Origin of the sequence: Lentzea sp. NPDC059081, from assembly GCF_042738015.1 — a bacterium.
In the GTDB taxonomy this organism is placed as follows: Bacteria; Actinomycetota; Actinomycetes; order Mycobacteriales; family Pseudonocardiaceae; genus Lentzea.
The window spans coordinates 194,502-211,591 of the sequence record NZ_JBHYGW010000007.1; the positions used below are offsets into that span (position 1 = coordinate 194,502).

At 71.6% G+C, this 17,090-nt stretch carries 16 protein-coding genes; 7 read left to right on the top strand and 9 right to left on the bottom strand.

All coding sequences use genetic code 11. The features are described 5' to 3' along the window. Positions 1 to 22: 22 nt before the first annotated feature. The gene (locus ACFWV3_RS18565) at positions 23 to 1,024 is read right to left on the bottom strand and encodes a Gfo/Idh/MocA family protein (protein WP_382412570.1); all 1,002 of its coding nucleotides are present in this window, start codon (positions 1,022 to 1,024) and stop codon (positions 23 to 25) included. Continuing rightward, on the bottom strand, positions 1,021 to 2,244 hold the full coding sequence (locus ACFWV3_RS18570) for a GntR family transcriptional regulator (RefSeq protein ID WP_382412571.1): 1,224 nt from the start codon (positions 2,242 to 2,244) through the stop codon (positions 1,021 to 1,023). Before ACFWV3_RS18570 ends, ACFWV3_RS18565 begins: the two co-directional genes overlap by 4 nt. A 44-nt stretch (positions 2,245 to 2,288) precedes the next feature. Here ACFWV3_RS18570 and ACFWV3_RS18575 point away from each other — a divergent pair, with 44 nt between their 5' ends. The 3 genes from ACFWV3_RS18575 to ACFWV3_RS18585 are packed head-to-tail and all read left to right on the top strand — an operon-like array spanning position 2,289 to position 4,682. Further along, the gene (locus tag ACFWV3_RS18575) at positions 2,289 to 3,299 is read left to right on the top strand and encodes an NAD-dependent epimerase/dehydratase family protein (protein ID WP_382412572.1); all 1,011 of its coding nucleotides are present in this window, start codon (positions 2,289 to 2,291) and stop codon (positions 3,297 to 3,299) included. After that, positions 3,299 to 4,285 carry a dihydrodipicolinate synthase family protein gene (locus ACFWV3_RS18580; RefSeq protein ID WP_382412573.1) on the top strand — a complete coding sequence of 329 codons (987 nt, stop codon included), beginning with the start codon at positions 3,299 to 3,301 and terminating at the stop codon, positions 4,283 to 4,285. Before ACFWV3_RS18575 ends, ACFWV3_RS18580 begins: the two co-directional genes overlap by 1 nt. Positions 4,286 to 4,295: 10 nt before the next feature. Next, the gene (locus tag ACFWV3_RS18585) at positions 4,296 to 4,682 is read left to right on the top strand and encodes a glycoside hydrolase family 20 zincin-like fold domain-containing protein (protein WP_382412575.1); all 387 of its coding nucleotides are present in this window, start codon (positions 4,296 to 4,298) and stop codon (positions 4,680 to 4,682) included. Here ACFWV3_RS18585 and ACFWV3_RS18590 read toward each other — a convergent pair. From ACFWV3_RS18590 to ACFWV3_RS18605, 4 genes are read right to left on the bottom strand one after another with little or no spacing between them, the layout of a single operon-like run. Next, entirely contained in the window at positions 4,643 to 5,458 is an 816-nt protein-coding gene (locus tag ACFWV3_RS18590; RefSeq protein ID WP_382412576.1) for a carbohydrate ABC transporter permease, read from the bottom strand. The two genes, ACFWV3_RS18585 and ACFWV3_RS18590, sit on opposite strands and share 40 nt — an antisense overlap. Then, positions 5,455 to 6,429, bottom strand: coding sequence for a carbohydrate ABC transporter permease (locus ACFWV3_RS18595; RefSeq protein ID WP_382412577.1), 975 nt, complete (start codon positions 6,427 to 6,429; stop codon positions 5,455 to 5,457). Before ACFWV3_RS18595 ends, ACFWV3_RS18590 begins: the two co-directional genes overlap by 4 nt. Beyond that, positions 6,426 to 7,832 carry an N-acetylglucosamine/diacetylchitobiose ABC transporter substrate-binding protein gene (gene ngcE, locus ACFWV3_RS18600; RefSeq protein WP_382412579.1) on the bottom strand — a complete coding sequence of 469 codons (1,407 nt, stop codon included), beginning with the start codon at positions 7,830 to 7,832 and terminating at the stop codon, positions 6,426 to 6,428. Before ngcE ends, ACFWV3_RS18595 begins: the two co-directional genes overlap by 4 nt. A 24-nt stretch (positions 7,833 to 7,856) precedes the next feature. Further along, positions 7,857 to 8,819, bottom strand: coding sequence for an acyltransferase domain-containing protein (locus tag ACFWV3_RS18605; protein ID WP_382412581.1), 963 nt, complete (start codon positions 8,817 to 8,819; stop codon positions 7,857 to 7,859). 251 nt (positions 8,820 to 9,070) lie between these two features. On the opposite strand from ACFWV3_RS18605, the gene ACFWV3_RS18610 reads away from it, so the two are divergent. The 4 genes from ACFWV3_RS18610 to ACFWV3_RS18625 are packed head-to-tail and all read left to right on the top strand — an operon-like array spanning position 9,071 to position 13,023. Further along, positions 9,071 to 9,988, top strand: a complete 918-nt coding sequence (locus tag ACFWV3_RS18610) for a Gfo/Idh/MocA family protein (RefSeq protein ID WP_382412582.1) — start codon at positions 9,071 to 9,073, stop codon at positions 9,986 to 9,988. A gap of 27 nt (positions 9,989 to 10,015) precedes the next feature. Beyond that, the gene (locus ACFWV3_RS18615; RefSeq protein WP_382412583.1) at positions 10,016 to 10,768 is read left to right on the top strand and encodes a Gfo/Idh/MocA family protein; all 753 of its coding nucleotides are present in this window, start codon (positions 10,016 to 10,018) and stop codon (positions 10,766 to 10,768) included. Beyond that, a complete protein-coding gene (locus ACFWV3_RS18620; RefSeq protein WP_382412584.1) occupies positions 10,769 to 11,512 on the top strand; it encodes a Gfo/Idh/MocA family protein in 744 nt (247 codons plus the stop codon). Beyond that, positions 11,509 to 13,023 carry a beta-N-acetylhexosaminidase gene (locus ACFWV3_RS18625; protein WP_382412586.1) on the top strand — a complete coding sequence of 505 codons (1,515 nt, stop codon included), beginning with the start codon at positions 11,509 to 11,511 and terminating at the stop codon, positions 13,021 to 13,023. Before ACFWV3_RS18620 ends, ACFWV3_RS18625 begins: the two co-directional genes overlap by 4 nt. On the opposite strand, the gene ACFWV3_RS18630 is transcribed toward ACFWV3_RS18625, so the two are convergent. Genes ACFWV3_RS18630 through ACFWV3_RS18640 form a run of 3 tightly spaced genes read right to left on the bottom strand, consistent with a single transcriptional unit; the run spans position 12,944 to position 17,033 of the window. Beyond that, positions 12,944 to 14,017 (bottom strand): ANTAR domain-containing protein, encoded by a 1,074-nt coding sequence (locus ACFWV3_RS18630; protein ID WP_382412588.1) that lies wholly within the window; start codon positions 14,015 to 14,017, stop codon positions 12,944 to 12,946. The two genes, ACFWV3_RS18625 and ACFWV3_RS18630, sit on opposite strands and share 80 nt — an antisense overlap. Then, a complete protein-coding gene (locus ACFWV3_RS18635) occupies positions 14,008 to 15,987 on the bottom strand; it encodes a SpoIIE family protein phosphatase (protein ID WP_382412589.1) in 1,980 nt (659 codons plus the stop codon). The genes ACFWV3_RS18630 and ACFWV3_RS18635 overlap by 10 nt, the downstream gene beginning before the upstream one ends. Positions 15,988 to 15,989: 2 nt before the next feature. Continuing rightward, positions 15,990 to 17,033, bottom strand: coding sequence for a glycosyltransferase (locus tag ACFWV3_RS18640; protein ID WP_382412590.1), 1,044 nt, complete (start codon positions 17,031 to 17,033; stop codon positions 15,990 to 15,992). Positions 17,034 to 17,090: the final 57 nt, after the last annotated feature.

The window sequence follows — 17,090 nt, forward strand, 5'->3', positions numbered from 1 at the left end:
CGACCCCCGCGGTGAGTCCCGTTCACGGCCGGACTGCCGGACGTGGGACGTCCACGGGGTTGCCGAGGTCCGCGGCCTCGTAGACGGCGAGCGCGGCGGAGACGACGGATCTGCCGTAGGCACCGTCGATGTACTCGCCCTCCTCGCCCCGGGCAGCGGCGACGAACCCGTCGAGCTGCGACCGGAAGGCCGAGCGGAGGTGGCCGGGGCTCGCCTCGACCAGCGTCGTCACCGCGCCGTCGCGCAGCAGCAGGAGCCCCTCGCCTGCGGACACCCGCAGGGTCACCTCGGTCATCACGACGTCGGTCTCGTCGTAGTAGGGCGTGCCGCGGCTGGTCAGCACGACGCTGGCGGTGACCCCGTTCGCGAGTTCCACCAGCGCGAGCGAGTCGGTCTCGACGTCGATGCCGTCCCTTCCCCGCACCACGCTGCTCACGCGCCGGACCGTGCCGCCGCCGAACCACTGGATGCGGTCCAGGCCGTGCGTGCCGACGTTCAGCACGATGCCGCCCCCGGCGAGCACCGGGTCGAAGAACCAGGCCGGCCGCGAGTCCGGCTCGTAGTGCGCGGACCGGCGGTGCGCGATCAGCAGCGGGTCGCCGAACTCCCCGGACGCGATCAGCGCGCGGGCCTCCCGTGCGACCGGGTCGAAGTGGATGACGTGCGCGACCGCGAGCAGCACCCCGGCGTCCCGGCAGACCTCGATCATCCGCGTGCAGTCCTCGACGGTGGTCGCCATCGGCTTCTCCACGAGGACGTGCAGCCCGGCCTCGGCGGCCTCGACGACCTGCTGGGCGTGCAACGCGTGCGGCGTCGTGATGACGACCGCGTCGAGGCCGCCCTCGGCGATCATCGTCCGGTGGTCGTCGTACACCTCGACGCCCGGTGCCGCGAGCGCCTCGGCCGCCTCGCGCCGGACGTCGCAGATCGCCGCGATCGCGTAGCCGTCGGCCCCCGCCGCCGCACGGACGTGGTGCGCGCCGACCGCGCCGGCACCCAGCAGCCCGATCCGGAATGGAGTCATGTTCCTGCTTTCTCGTGGAGCTTCAGCACCGCCGAGCCGCACGACGCCCTGACGACGAGCCGCGGCTGGATCAGCACCTGTTGGGAGGGAACGTTCCGGCCACCGTCCATGCGGTGCAGCAACAACTGGGCGGCGAGCGCGCCCACCTCGGTCTTGGGCGGCGAGACGGCGGTCAGCGGGACGTCGCCGACCTCGGCCACCTCGTCGTCGTACGCGACCACCGCGAGGTCGCCCGGCACCGCCAGGCCGAGCCTGCGGGCGGCGACGATCAACGCGGCGGCATCGCGGTCGCCGTGGCAGAACACCGCGGTCACCCCGGACTCGACGCACCGCCGGGCGTACGCGGAGATGTCCTGCGACTGCCACAGCAACCGGCACACGGTCGCGGGGGCTTCCACGCCGAGCAGTTTCACGGCCTCGTCGAACCCGGCGGCGACCTGCTCGGAGGTGCCGGTGCTGACCCGGCCGAGGAACCCGATCCGGTGGTGCCCCAGCGACTTCAGGTGCCGGACCGCCTTGCAGACACCGCCGGCGTGGTCGGTGCCGACGAACGTCGTCGGGTCGTCCGGTTCCGGCGAGGGCGGGCGGCGTTCGGCGAGCACGTACGGCACCGGCAGGTCGCGCAGTCCGTCCACGTAGGACTGCGGGTCCTCCATCAGGTGCAGGCTGGGCACCAGCAGCAGGCCCTGCACCCCGGTCTCCAGCATCGTGCGCAGCTCGTCGCGTTCGACGTCCAGGTCGTACTTCGAGCAGACGAGCACGACACCGACGCCCGCGCCGCGCAACACGCGTTGCAGTCCGTCTATCACCCGCGGGTAGTAGTAGGTGGTCGACGGCACGAGCACGCCGACCAACGGCCGTCCGGACGCGATGGGCGCGCTCTCCGAGCGGACGAACGTGCCCGCGCCCTGCCTGCGGAGCACGATCTGCTCGTGCACGAGCTGGCCGACGGCCCGCCGGATCGTGTTGATGCTGACCGACAGCGTGGTGGCCAGCTCGCGCTCCACCGGCAGCTGGTCGCCGGGCCCCCACAGCCCGTCGGCAATGTCCTTCCGCAGACGGTCAGCCGCCCACTGCCATTTCGGGCGAGCGGAGGAATGAAGGAATGAATCCTCCGATTCAGCTGATGTCATGTCGGGAAGAATGACTGATGATGCTTCTTGCCGCAAGAGGTGACCTGTGATTTTGTGTGTCCGAACCACATCAGGCCGAAAATTCATTCCTTCCAGAGAATGAATTCGTTCCACACCGGGAGTGTGCCCTCGTGAATGAGGCGGAACTCGAGGAAGAACTCAGCAGGCCGTCCCCGGCGCTGGTCGCGGAGGCCGCGGGCTGGGGTGACGTCGTCGTGCTCGGGGCGGGCGGCAAGACCGGCTCCGGCATCGCGGGCATGGCCCGGCGCGCCCTCGCCGAGGCGGGCAGCGAGGCCGCCGTGCGGGCGGTGTCGCGGTGGTCCGACGAGGACGGCCGCGCGCGGGTCGAGGCCCAGGGCGTCGAGGTCGTGGCGGCGGACCTGGGCGATCCCTCCGCCGTGGCGGCACTGCCGGACGCCGACACCGTGATCTTCCTGGTGGGCGCCAAGTTCGGCACCGCCGGCGCGCCCGAGCAGGCGTGGATGACGAACACCGTGCTGCCCGCGTACGTCGCCGAGCGCTACCCGCGGGCGCGGATCGTCGCGCTGTCCACGGGCAACGTCTACGGCATGTCCGCAGCGGTCGGCGGGGGCAGCGTGGAGACCGACGAACCACGGCCGGAGGGCGACTACGCGATCACGTGCCGCGGCCGTGAGCAGGTGTTCACCCACGCCGCGCGCACGAGGGGCACGCCCGTGGCGTTGATCAGGCTGAACTACGCCTGCGAGCCCCGCTATGGCGTGCTCGCGGACCTGGCGCGGACGCTGCTCGCGACCGAGCCGGTCGACCTCTCCACCGGCGCCGTCAACGTGGTGTGGCAGCGCTACGCCAACGAGGTCGTGCTGCGCAGCGTCGGCCACACCTCCGCCGAGCCGTTCGTGCTCAACCTGACCGGCCCGGAGACCGCGTCCGTGCGGTCGATCGCGACCCGGCTCGCCGCCCGCCTCGGGGTGGAGGCGTCGTTCACCGGTGCGCTGCCGGAGACCTCGCTGCTCAGCGACGCGACCACGTGCCACCGGCTCTTCGGCTACCCCGACCGCACGCTCGGCCAGCTGGTCGACCTCCAGGCGGCGTGGCTGCTCGGCGGCGGTGCGGTGTGGCGGAAGCCGACCAAGTTCGAACGACGGGACGGCCGGTTCTGATGGACCTCGAGACCTCCGCGCTGCTGCACCGCGGCACCGTGATCCCCGCGCATCCCCTGGCGCTGACCGAGAAGCGGGAGCTGGACGAGGAACGGCAGCGGGCCCTCACCCGGTACTACCTGGACGCGGGCGCCGGCGGGCTCGCGGTCGGCGTGCACACCACGCAGTTCGAGATCCGCGAGCACGGGCTGTACCGGCCGGTGCTGGAGCTGGCGGCCGAGGAGATGCGCGACCGGACCCCGTTCGTGCGGGTCGCCGGAGTGGCCGGGCAGACCGCGCAGGCCGTGGCGGAAGCCGAGGTCGCCCGTGAGCTCGGCTACGACGCCGTCCTGGTCTCCCCCGGCGGTGCCGCACGCGATCTCTCCCTGGACGACCTCCTCGACCGCAACGCAGCGATCGGCGAGGTCCTGCCGACGATCGGGTTCTACCTCCAGGACGCCGTCGGCGGCCGGTACCTCCCGCGAGACTACTGGCAGCGCCTCGCCGACCAACCGTCCACAGTGGCCGTGAAAGCCGCGCCGTTCGACCGCTACCGGACGCTGGAGCTGGTGCAGGGTGTCGCGGACTCCGGCCGCGGCACCGAGGTGGCGCTCTACTCCGGCAACGACGACAACATCGTCAGCGACCTCCTCACCCCGTTCCACGTCCGCGGCGGCGTCAGGAGGTTCGTCGGCGGCCTGCTCGGGCACTGGGCGGTGTGGACGCGGTCGGCGGTCGAGATCCTCCAGGACGCCCACGCCGCCGTGGCAGGGGACGTCCAGGCACGCCACCGGGTCGAGGAACGAACGGCCGGGTGTGTGGACGCCAACGCGGCCGTGTTCGACGTGCGCAACGGGTTCGCGGGCGTGATCGCCGGGGTGCACGAGGTGTTGCGGCGCGAGGGAGTCCTGCGCGGCATCTGGTGCCTCGACCCGCACGAGACCCTCTCCCCCGGCCAGGCCGAGGAGCTGACCCGCGTCCAGACGACGTACGACTGGCTGAAGTAGGGAGCGCGTGATGGCCATTCGCCGGCACGACAGGGAACCCCGCCGCCGCACCGGGCGGTTCGTGGTGCACCCCGACATGGCCATCCGGGTCATCGGCGACGCGGACGAGGCGGCGAAGCTGATCCGCCGGTACGTCCGCGAGACCACCGGCATCGTCCTGGGCAACTCGCCGGAGGGCGTCGTGATGGTGACGCACGAACCGGCGCTGCGCGGCCTCGGCGAAGACGGCTACGCCCTGCTGGTGAGCCCGCACGCGGTGATGCTGCGTGCGGCCGCACCGGCAGGGCTGCTCCACGGGGTCGCGCAGTTCCGGCTGCTGCTCTCACCCGGCGGGTTCGTGACCGCCGCCGACCTGACTCACTTGACCGCGCCGGCCGTCGCGCCGGCCTGGATGTAGCGCTGGAAGCAGACGTACGCGAGCAGCACCGGCAGCATCGCGATGGTGAGCCCGGCGAACAGCCCGCTCCAGTCGCTCTGGTAGCCCTGCGACGTCGACAGCGCCGCGAGTCCCTGCGCCAGCACGTAGTTCTCCGGGTCCGGGTTGAGCACCAGCGGCAGCAGGTACTGGTTCCACAGGCCGAGGAAGTTGAAGATCGCGACCGACACCAGGCCCGGCCGCGCCATCGGCAGCATCACCCGGAAGAACACGCCCCAGTGCGTGCAGCCGTCGATGAACGCCGCCTCGGCGATCGCGGACGGCAGCGTGCGGAAGAACGCGTGCAGGAAGAAGATGGTGAACGGCGTCGCGAACGTCGCGTACACCAGGATCAGCCCGAGCTTCGTGCCCAGCAGGCCCATCTGCTCGACCGTGAAGAACAACGGCACGAGCGCCAGGAACGTCGGGAAGAACTGCGACGTCACGAACAGGTAGTAGACGAACCTGTTGCCGGGGAACCGATAGCGCGCCAGCGTGTAGGCCGCGATGCCGCCGACGAGCATCGTCAGGAACAACGCGCCGCCGACGACGATCACCGAGTTCAGGAAGTACTGCCCGATCGACGCCTCGTTCCAGGCGCGCCCGAAGTTGTCCCAGCGGATCTCCGAGGGCACCGTCCACGGGCTCGTGAGGATCTCCGCGTCCGACTTGACCGAGCTCGTCACCGCCCACAGCAGCGGGAACGCCGTGACGACCGCCCAGAAGCCCAGGGCGAGGTGCAGCGGGAACCGTTTCATGCCAGCTCCGTCCGGTCCTTGTTGCCGCGCAACGCCACGAGCGCGAACACGAGCGTGCCGAAGAACAACGCGACGCCCATGGCGGAGGCGTAGCCGAACTTGCCGTACTCGAACGCCGTCCGGTACAGCGACAGGCCCATCACCTCGGTGGCGCCGTCCGGTCCGCCCGGCCCGACGGTCATGATCTGGACCAGCGCGAACGCGTCCAGCGCGACCATGCCGAGGTACACGAACGCCACCTGGACGTTGTCCCGCAGCAACGGCAACGTGATCCGCCAGAACGTGGTCCAGCCCGACGCGCCGTCGATCAGCGCGGCCTCGTAGATCTCCTTGGGGATCCCGTCGATCGCCGCGGAGAACAGCACCATGTAGAAGCCGACGCCCGACCAGACCATCACCGCCATCACGGCGAACAGGGCGAGCGACGGTTCGGCGAGCCAGCTGCGCGCGAGCCCGTCCAGGCCGATCGCCCGCAGCACGCCGTTGATCAGGCCGTTGTTCGGGTTGTAGGCGAACCCCCACAGCACGGCCACGATCGCCACCGACAGCAGCTGCGGGAAGAAGAACACGATCTCGTAGAACCGCGCTCCCCGCACGCCCCTGCGCCCGTCACCGCCGCCGCGCTGGATCATCGTCGCGAGGAACAGGCCCAGGGCGATCGTGGCCGCGGGCATGAGCAGCAACAGCAGCAGGTTGTTCCCGATCGCGTCGAGGAACAGCGAGTCGCCGGCGAGCCGGGCGAAGTTGTCGAACCCGACGAAGTTCGCCTTGCCCGCCACGCCGTTCCAGTCCGTCAGCGACAGGTAGAACGCCTGGGCGTACGGCGACACGATGAAGATCACGTGCAGCACGAGCGCGGGCGCGAGGGCGCCGACGACGAACCCGTACCCGCGGTTGAGCCTGCGGCGCTTGCGCGGCGCGGGGGGAGCAGGCGCCGCAGCCTGCTCCACCGGCCTGGTCAGGACGCTCACTTCCGCTCGTACTTCTTGATGCTGGTGTCCTTCGCGCAGTCGTCGGCGGCCTTCTGCACGCGGTCGACCCACTCCGCCGGGGTGATGCGCCGGGTCACGAGCTCGGCGACGCTGTCGTCGACGGCCTTGGTCAGCGTCGGGTACCAGATGCGGTGGCGGTAGTTGATGCTGTCGTCACCGGCGTTCTTCACCGCCTCCGCGACCGACGCGAGCGCCGGGGACAGCGCGAGGCCGTCGGTGGCGCCCTTGACCGACGGCAGGGTGCCGACCGACTTGGCGAAGTCCTTCATGGCGCTGCGGGAGAACAGCATCCGCAGGAACTCCAGGCCACCGGCCACGTTCTTGGCCTGGCTCGGCACGAGATAGGCCTCGCTGCTGCCGACGTGGATCGCGTTGTTCTTGAGCTTGCCGGTCGAGGACAGCGACGGCACCGCGCCCATGACCATGTCGAACCCGGCCGGGGTGACGGACTTCTGCTCGGCCTCCAGCCACGACCCGCTCGGGATGATCGCGGCCTTGCCCTGGTTCCACGCGGCCTGCGCCTCGGTGTGCGACAGGCCCTCGGAGCCCGGCATGAGGTACCGCTTGCCGGCCAGCTCGGCGATCGCCTCGGCGGCGGCCTTCACGGACTCGTGCCGCCACGCGTTCGGCTCCAGGTTGTCGAGCGACCTCAACAGGTCCATGCCGCCGCCGCGCACCGCCATCACCAGCAGCGGGTCGGTCATGTACTCGGGGAACTTGCCCTGGTGGGTCCAGGGCGCGATGCCGGTCTTCTTGATCTCCTCGCAGAGCGCCAGCATCTCGGGCCACGTCTGCGGCCACGTCCAGCCGTTCTTCTCGAACAACGGCTTGGAGTACCAGAGGCCCCAGGCGGTGTAGGCGTAGTTGAACCGCACGAACTGCCCGTCGTAGATGCCGTCCTCGACGACGCCGGGCAGCAGCGTGTCGCGCACCTTGACGTTCGGGTCGTCCCACGACGGCGCGTCGAGCAGCTTGTCGAGGTTCTCCAGCTGGTTCGACTGACGGAGCGCGTTGAAGTCGAGGCGGCCCGCGCCGGTGTTGTTGACGACGTCCGGCGGGCTGCCCGCCACGAACCGCGGCCGCAGCGTGTCACCGACCTTCTGGATGCCCTTGTGGTCGATGACCGCGCCGCCGAACTGCTTCTGGTAGACGCCTTCCGCGGCCAGCACGTAGTCGTCGCCGTAGGCGCCCTTGAAGACGACGACCTCCAGCGGGCCGTCGGCCTTGACGCCGAACGGGTTCGTGGCGCTCTTGTCACCGGCGCTCGCCTGCTGCGCGCCGTCGCCGCCGGCGGTGACGCACGCCGCCAGAGCGGGTGCGGACAGGCCCAGCACGGCGGCTGCCCGGAAGATCGTGCGCCGCGAGATCTCGTGGGAGGACATGGCGGTTCCGTTCTGGTCGGTGGGTCAGGGAAGCGCGAGCCAGCCGCAGCCCTGGCGCCAGTGGCCGCCGGAGCGCAGGTGGCTGACGAGGACTCGCTGCAGCGTGGTGTCCTGCGGCAGGGCGGCGAGGTCGCCGGTGCCGGGCGGGAGGTGGAAGACGAACTCGAGCACGTCGCTGTCGCAGTCCGGCATCGGCCCGAACAACGTCCAGAGCGGCTGGAAGCGCACGATGTTCGAACTCTCCGGGAGCACTCCGGCGAGCTGCGGATCCAGCAGCCACGACCGGCAGGTGCCGTACTCGTAGTGCTCCTCCGGGAAGTGCTCCAGGAAGAACGGCCGGGCGCGGCGGAACGACTCGGCGCACGCCTGCGGCGTCATCGGGCCGTCGCCGGGGATGTGGACCTCCAGGACGGGCGTGCCGTCCTCCGGTCCCGTGTCCGGCCCGGCCTTGTACTCGTCGACCGTGAGCACGGCGCGGTCGAACTGGAGCTTGCCGAGCCGGAAGAGCGTGCCGCGGAAGTGCCGCACCAGCCAGCCCTGCCGGTCGAAACCGCCGACGTCGTAGTACTTGCGGTAGGTGACGACCTTCGCGCCGAGGTCGCGCACGGTCGCCTCGGTGACGTCGAACGGGATGCGCAGTTCCTCGTGCAGCGCCAGCAACGTCGGCAGCGCGAGGAGGTAGAGGTGGACGTAGAAGTAGCGGCCGGCCGTGCCCAGCTCCGCGGGCGCGTTCGGCCAGTCGACCAGGCGGCTCGGGATCGGCTCCCGCGCGTACAGGACCTGGTGGCAGCGCAGCAGCGCCTCCCACAGCCCGGGAGTCCTGTCCGGACCCGGCAGTGTGGCGAGCACGTCGTCGAGGTCGGCGTCCGGCACCCCGAGCAGCGCGAGTCGGTGCGAGGCCTCCGCTCTCGTGACCGGCTCCAGGTCCGCTACGTCAGCCTCCGGCTGTTTCAGCAACGCGGCGAGCCAGTCGTCGGTCGCGCTCATGGCGGCACCTGCTTTCGGATTCCTTCCCCGAAAAGGGAATGAATATGGCGTGTCTTGCACCGGTTCGGCACATCATTATGTGTGACATCCTGCGCGTCAATGATTCTTCGCAGGTCACACGAACAGCTGAGGAATGACTACGGTGCGCTCATTCCCCCAGGTAGCAGCCTTGCACTCAGTGAGGATTCATTCCTTCGAGGCCGGATTCATACCGTTGACTCGGCAAACGGAACCGCTTTTGAATGGCATGCATGCCCGATCCCGTTCTCCGGCTCGCAGTGGCCGGGGCAGCGCATCCGCACGTCTCCTACGTCCTCGACGAACTCGCCCTCCGCACCGACGTCGAACTGGTCGGCGTCACCGATCATGACCACGTCTCGTTGTTCCGCGAGCAACGGCCCGATGTCGTCGCCGTGGCGGGCGTCTACTCGGAACGCGGTGCCGTCGTGGTGGACGCGCTGCGAGCCGGCGCCCATGTTCTCGCCGACAAACCGTTGTGCACCAGCCTGTCCGAATTGGACGCCATCGAGGCGGCGGCGCGCGAGTCCGGGCGCACGGTCTCGTTGATGCTGGAGAAACGCGGTTATCCCGAGACGCTCGCCGCCCGCGAACTGCTCGACTCCGGGGTGCTCGGACCGCTGGCACTGGTGGCGTCGTCCGGACCGCACAAGCTCCGGCGGCCGACCCGGCCCGCGTGGTTCCTCGACCGGTCGACCTGCGGCGGGGTCATCGGCGACCTCGCCGTGCACGACATCGACCTGGTGCTGTCGTTCTCCGGCGCCACCGAGGGCACGGTGAGCGCGGTCGGCGGACCGTTGCACGGCGCGGTGTTGCTGCGCGCGGGCGACGTGGCGGCGACGATCGAGGTCAGCTGGCTGACCCCGGAGGCGGCGCCGTGGCACGGCGACTACCGGATGCGCCTGACCGGCCGCGACGGCACCGCGGAACTGCTGTGGGCACGCGGGGAGGCCACCGCCGAGACGCACGAACGCCCTCTCTGGTCTCTCCCGTTGCCGGAGGGCCGGCGTCCGGCCGTCGCACTCGACGCGTTCGTCGCCGGCGAGGAGCCCGACGTGGGCACCGCGGCGAGCCTGCTCGCCACCAGGATCGCCTTGCTGGCCCAGGACAGCGCGGACAACGCAGGGGTGGTGCACCCGTGGGCGGCATGAGGTTCGCTTTGGTGGGCCTTCGAACACGTGGACGCGGTGAGCGTGTGCCTGCCCAGCGGCGCGCACGCGGACGCCGCCGCTCTCGCCCTGCAGGCTGGAAAGCACGTGGTCGTCGAGAAGCCGATCGATGTCACGCTCGCCGCCGCGGATCGGATCATCGCCGCCGAACGCGAGTCCGGCCGGACCGTCGCGGTGATCAGCCAGCGGCGCTTCCAGCGGGAGTCCGCGGCCGCGCACCGCGCCCTGCCCGGACTCGGCCGGATCAGCTCCGGCATCGCCGAGTCGACGTTCTGGCGCACCCAGGACTACTACGACTCGAAACCGTGGCGCGGCACGCGAGCGCTCGACGGCGGCGGTGCGTTGATGAACCAGGGCATCCACGCCGTCGACCTGTTGCTGTGGCTGATGGGCGACCCCGTCGAGGTGCTCGCCCGCACCGCCTGCCTGTCCCACGACCGGATCGAGGTCGAGGACACGGTCGCCGCCGTGGTGACGTTCGCGGGCGGCGCGCTGGGCACGATCACCGCGACCACGGCGGCCAACCCCGGCCATCCGGTGCGGGTGGCGGTGCACGGCGACCGCGGCAGCGTCGTGATCGGCGAGGGCACCGACCTCGACGAGGCGCACCTCGCGCAGTACACCGACTTCCTCGACGCCGTCCGCGACCGGCGGCCACCACTGGTCGGCACCGCCGACGCCCGGCGCGCGCTCGCGGTCGTGCTCGCCGTCTACGAGTCCGCCCGCACCGGGAAACCCGTCGCGCCGAACGGAGAACAGTAAGTGCGCATCGGCATCATCGGCTCCGAGAACAGCCACGTCGGCCACATCGTCGAACACCTGAAGGACGGCCCGGACCGGGTCGTGGCGGTCGTGGACGCGCCAGAGGACCTCTTCGGGCTGGTCGACGCGGTGGTCGTCGCCCACCGCCACGGCGACCTGCACCGCCCGCACGCCATCCCGTTCCTGCGCGAGGGCCTGCCCGTGTTCGTCGACAAACCCCTGGCCGTCACGAACGAGGACGCCGAGGCGATCGTCGCGGAGGCCCTGGCCCACCACGCCCCGCTGACCTCGTTCTCCGCGTTGCGCTGGCTCCCCGGCACCGATGCCCTGGCCGCGGCGGGCACCCCGCTGCGCGTCACGGCGTCCGGTCCGGTCGACCCGGCCAGCCCGTACGGCGGGATCTTCTTCTACGGCATCCACCCGGTCGACGTGGCCTTGCGGCTCGCGCCAGGCCCGATCGAGTCGGTCGACGTGACGACGCACGACGACCGCATCGCCGTCCTGGCGCGGGTCGGCGGCGTGGAGGTGGAGATCGACCTGGTGCTCGGCGAGGCGCCGTTCCGCGGCTCCGTCACGACTTCCGCCGGTACCACGGAACGGGAACTCGTTCTCGACGAGCACTACTTCGTGCCAGGCTTGGAGAAGTTCCTGGAGATGACCGCCACCGGCAAGCCGCCCGTCGGCTACGACGACCTGCTTCGCCCCGTCCACCTGCTCAACGCCGTCGCGAAGGCCATCGCATGATCATCCCCAAACCGGTGCACCTCGTCCGCTCTCCCGGCGTCTTCCGCCCGTCCGCCATCACCGCCTCGGGAGACGCCCTCCCGGTCGCCGAGCTTCTCCAGTCCTATGTGGACCTGCCACTGCGCGAGGACGGCGACGTCGTGCTGGAAGCAGACGGCGAGGGCGAGGCCTACACGGTGTCCGTGACACCGGACGGCGTGCGGTTGCGCGGGTCGGTCACCGGTCTGCGGCACGCCGTGCAGTCGGTGCGGCAGTTGATGTCCGGCGGCGAGCTCCCGCTGGTCGAGGTGCGCGACGAACCCCGGTTCGCCTGGCGCGGCGCCATGATCGACGTGGCGCGGCACTTCCTGCCGGTCGCCTACCTGCGCACGCTCGTCGACCAGATCGCGTTGTACAAGCTCAACGTCCTGCACCTGCACCTCACCGACGACCAGGGCTGGCGGATGCCGGTCGACCGCCACCCCGCCCTGACCGCGGTCGGCGGTCACCGCACCGAGAGCATGGTCGGCCCGGCCGGCGGCACCACCTTCGACGGCATCCCGCACGGCGGCGCCTACACGAAGGACGAGTTGCGCTCGCTCGTGGCGCACGCGGCGGCCAGGGGCGTGACCGTCGTGCCGGAGATCGAGATGCCGGGTCACGCCCGTGCCGCTCTCGCCGCGCACCCGGAGCTGGGCAACTTCCCCGACCGCGCGCTGCCCGTGTGGACCGGCTGGGGCGTGTCCGAGGCGCTGTTCGGCGTGCAGGAGCAGACCTTCGAGTTCCTGCGGGACGTCCTCACCGAGGTGTTGGAGGTGTTCCCGTCCCCGTACGTCCACATCGGCGGCGACGAGTGCCCCGCGGTGGAGTGGGAGACCAGTCCCCTTGCCGCCCTGCGGATCGCCGAGGAAGGCCTGTCCGGTCCCGAGGCGCTGCACGGCTGGTTCCTCGGCCGGATCAGCGAGTTCCTGGTGTCGCGGGGCAGGCACCCGATCTGCTGGGACGACGGCGAGAACCCGCGGGGCCTGCCGCTCCGGGCCGCCGTGATGATCTGGCGCGATCCCGGGCACGGGCTGGAAGCCGTGCGGCGCGGGCACGACCTCGTCATGGCGCCGTTCCGCAGCACCTACCTCGACTACCCGCAGAGCGCGGAAGGCGAGCCGCCCGGCCAGCCCGCCGCCGTCGTCTCACTGGAGGACGTCTACCGCAACGACCCGCTGCCGGCCGAGTGGGACGAGGAGTGCGCCGCGCGGGTGCTCGGCACGCAGGGCCAGCTCTGGACGGAGTTCGTGCGGACGCCGGAGCACGCGGAGTACCTGGCGTTCCCGCGGTTGTGCGCGCTGGCCGAGTCGGCGTGGTCGGCCGACCGGGACTGGGACGACTTCCGCGCCCGGCTGGAGGCCCAGGCGCCGCTGCTGGCGGAGGTCGCGCCCCACCACCGGCCCCTGCAGGTCAGTCGTGCAGAGGCCGGTCGTCGAGCTCGCCGCGCCGCGTCACGAGCGTCGTGGCGACCTCGACCAGCCGCACGTTGAGGTCCTGCGAGGTGCGGCGCAGCAACGAGAACGCCTCCTCGGCCGTGATGCCCTGGCGGTTCATCAGGATGCCCTTGGCCTGCCCGATCATGTCGCGGGTGTCGATCGCGCGGCGCATCTGGGTGTGGTGCAGCTCGGCGAGCTCGGTGGTCTGCATGTGCGCGAGCGCGAGAGACGCGTGCGTGGCCAGCAGCAGAGCCGTGTGCCGATCTGTCTCGGTGATGCGGTCGTGGTGGCGCGTGAAGATGTTGAGCGCGCCGGTGACCACTTTGTTCGAGGACGACATCAGCTCGGTGGCGAGCACGCCGGTCAGCCCGTTCTCGGTGGCGGCCGCGGCGAACTCCGGCCACCGGTCGTCGCGGCTCAGGTCGCTGCTGATCACATAACCGGGCCCGTCCGCCGCCGCCACGTCCACGCACGGGCCGCGGCCCGTGCGGTACTGCACGAGGTCCAGCGCGGTGGCGACGCTGTCGGTCTCCACCGGAGTGGTGAACGTGCCGTCGGGGGTGCGAAGGGTCACGCTCGCCACCGCCGCGGCGGAGATGAGGTGCCGGGACGCCCGCAAGATCTGCTCCAGGGCCGCGGCGACCGACGTGGCGGTGAGGAGCGTCCGGGTGAGGACCTCGAACTGCGGCACGAGGTCGTCGACGCCGAGCGGCTCGGCCGGGACGGGTTTCAGCAGCGCTTCCTCGAGATCGGCGAACCTGGACAGCACGCCGTCAGGGTCGGCGGTGGCCAGGACGCGGCTCACCGCGCCCTGCCGCTCCGCCAGGACCACGCACCGCACTCCCCGGCGAGCTTGGACGGAGGCCACCGCCAGCAGGGACCGCGCGTCGGCGGCGGGCAGATCGGCCAGCCGGCGCAGGTCCAGCACGACGAGCGCCGGCGGCGGGGCGGGCGCCATCGCGTCAGCCAGGGCGTGCAGGGTGGTGGGGTCGACTCGCGGCACCGCGAGGACCATCGCCTGTTCGGTCACCGCCGCGGTCACGTCCATCGGGGAAGCCCCTCCGTTCCGGTGTCGTGGTCGAGGCCGACCAGGGTCATCACCACGTCGGCCGGGGTGGCGACGGGCGCGACCAGGCGCAGCTCGGTGCCGTTGTCGCGGTGCCGGGACATCTGCCGGTGCAGGGCGGACACCCCGGCGCTGGCCAGGTGCGTGGCCTCGCCGAGGTCGACGGTGAGCGACCGGGTGCCGGTGGCCCCCGCGACGGTCATGGCGTGCTCGAGCCGGCCCGCCGTGTGCGCGTCCACCGGGCCGGTGACCCGGATGCACGGGGGCGATGTCGGCGCTTCCGGCTCGAACAGCATCATCCGGTTCCGCGAAGCGGGAACGACGGCCGGACCGGACGTCAGGTCGTCGGCGGTCAGCAACCGCGCGGGCCTGCTCATCTGGTGCCGCACCACCGACGTCGTGCCGCCCAGGTCGTGCTCGATCCGGAAGTGGTCGACCATGTCCGCGGTGATCTGCAGGCCCAGCCCGCGGTCGGGGGACGGGGCCGGTGCCCGCCACCGGCCGTCGTCGGACACCCGGACCTCCACCTGGCCCGCGTCGGTGAGCTCGGCCGCGACGACGAACTCGTGGTCGGCGCCGGAGTCGATGTAGGCGTGCTCGACGGCGTTGGTGGCGAGCTCCACGACGGCGTGCCGGAGCGCGTCGGCGTCCTGCCCTCCCGCCCGCAGCCCGGCGAGCCAGTCGCCGAAGTCGGCCCGCACGCGCGGCAGCGAGTCGACCGACGCCGGGTAGCACGAGCGGAAGGCGGGAGGTGCCGGCACGAACTGGACGGCCAGCAGCGTGATGTCGTCGTGGTGGCCGGTCACCCGCGTGAGCAGCTCGACGGTCTGCGTGCACAGCCGGTCGGCCGCCACCGGGAACTCGCCGGGGAACGCCCTGTCAGCGGCGACGTCGGCCGCCACCCCGGTCAGCTCGACCGTGCACTCGGCGAGCGTGCGGCCGGGGCGTTCGAGGACGCCGTCGGTGTAGAACAGCACGAGATCGCCCTCGCGCAGCCGCACCTGCCGGACGATCCGGTCCACCTCGCCGTTCACCGCGAGCGGCCTGCTGCCGCTGCTGTCCAGGTAGCGGGCCTCGCCGGAGACGAGCAGCGGGGGTGGGTGGCCCGCGGTCGCGTACTCCAGCACCCCGGTCGCCGGGTCGAGGACGGCGACGCACACCGTGGCGGCCCGCGCGCCGGGGATCCGGCGCGCCGCGGCGTCGGCAGCCCGGATCGCGGCCGTGACGTTCCCGGTCGCCGTGAGGCGTTCGGACAGGACGATGCGCAGCTGGCCCATGGTCGCCGACGCCGTCAGGCCGTGGCCGACGACGTCCCCCACCACCAGACCGAGCTTCCCGTGCGGCAACGGCATCGCGTCGAACCAGTCGCCGCCCGCCGCGGTGTCCGCCTGTGCCAGCAGGTAGCTGGCCGCGACCTGCACCCTGGGCAGCAACGGCACGCCCACGGGCAACATCTCCCGCTGGAGTGCGTCGATCACGTCCAAAGCCTCGGCGTAGCGGCGTTCCGCGTCGTCCACTCGTTGCTGCGCGGCCTTTCGTTCGCGCACCTGCGCGGTGACGTCGACCGCGTCGATGATCAGGCCGGTGACCACGCCGTCGGGGCCGTGGAACGGGGTGACGTTGACGTCCACGTACGCGTCGACGCGGATGCCGAGGTCCGGGCGGTCGAACTGGGTGCGGAAGCTGCGCAGCGACTCCCCCACGCCGGTCTCGTAGACGCGGTCGGCGACGTCCATCGCCTCCTGGCCTTCCATCTCGCCGAACGCCTCCCGCAAGGTCGTCCCGATCATCTCGGCCAGGCCGGTCCAGGCGCGGTACGCACCCGTGACAGCCGTGATCGTGTGTCTCGGGCCCTCCAGCGCCATGACCATCAACGGCATCTGGTCGAACACCCGGCGGACCACACCGGCCGTGCCGGTGGCCCGTTCGAGATCGTGGTCAGCGCCGTTCACGGTCACAAACGCCCAGCCTCCGCTCGTCCGGACCGACGGCGCGGGGTCACGGGTGGGTCGAGCAACCGCCGGTAGTGCCTCTCCGCGGCTTCGGCCACGTCCGGCCAGGTGTGGCGGGCGTGGACGCGGTCCGCGGCCGCGATCCCGAAGGAGGTCCTGAGCGTAGCGTCGTGCAGCAGCAGACGCAGTGTGCGCACGAGCTGCTTGAGGTCGCGCGGCGGCACCAGCACACCGGTGACGCCGTCGATCACGGCGTCGGTCAGCCCGCCGACCGCGGTGGCGAGCACCGGCACACCGCAGGCCATGGCTTCCAGGGGAAGCACGTCCCACGAGGCGTGCGACGGCACGTGCGCCACGACGTCCGCGGACCGCAGGAACGCCGGCAGGTCCTCCCGGGCGACCGGGCCGAACAGTTCGACGCGGTCCTCCACCCCGAGCTTGCGGGCCCAGCGGCCCAGCCGGTCCGCCTCGCCCGTGCGGGTGCCCGCGACCACCAGGCGCACGTCCGGCAGCCGCGGCAGCGCGGCCACCAGGTCGGCGATCCCGTTGTCCGCCACCGGATCCGCGAAGGTGACGACGCGGGGCGCCGGGGTGCGGGGCGCCGGTTCGCCATGGGGGTCGAAGTGGCGGGTGTCGACGCCGCGCGCCAGTAGCTGGATCTTCGACCGGGGCACGTTCGCGGCGGCCAGCTCGAGGAGCTCGTCCTCGCCGCCCGCCAGCACCAGCGCCGCCTCCTTGCCCACCAGCCGTTCGACGTCGGGACGCCGCCCGAAGCCGTGGAACGACTGCACGACGGGCAGGCCGAACGGCTGCGCGGCGAGCAGGGCGGCCAGTCCGGACCGCCAGAAGTGCGCGTGCACGAGGTCCGGCGGCGCACCCGCCCACTCGCTGCGGAGCTCGTCGACGAAGTCACCGAGGTAGAGCTCGTCGTCGTCCGCCCGGCGCCGGTGGTGGACCGTCACGTGGTGGCCGCGGGCCCGCAGTGCCGCCGTCAGGTCGCGGACCTGGGCGTCACGCCAGCCCGGTGCGTCGTTCGCGGACACCATGGAGATCTTGAGCTGTCCGGAACGGGGTAGCGCGGAACTGATGTGTCCAGTACCGGG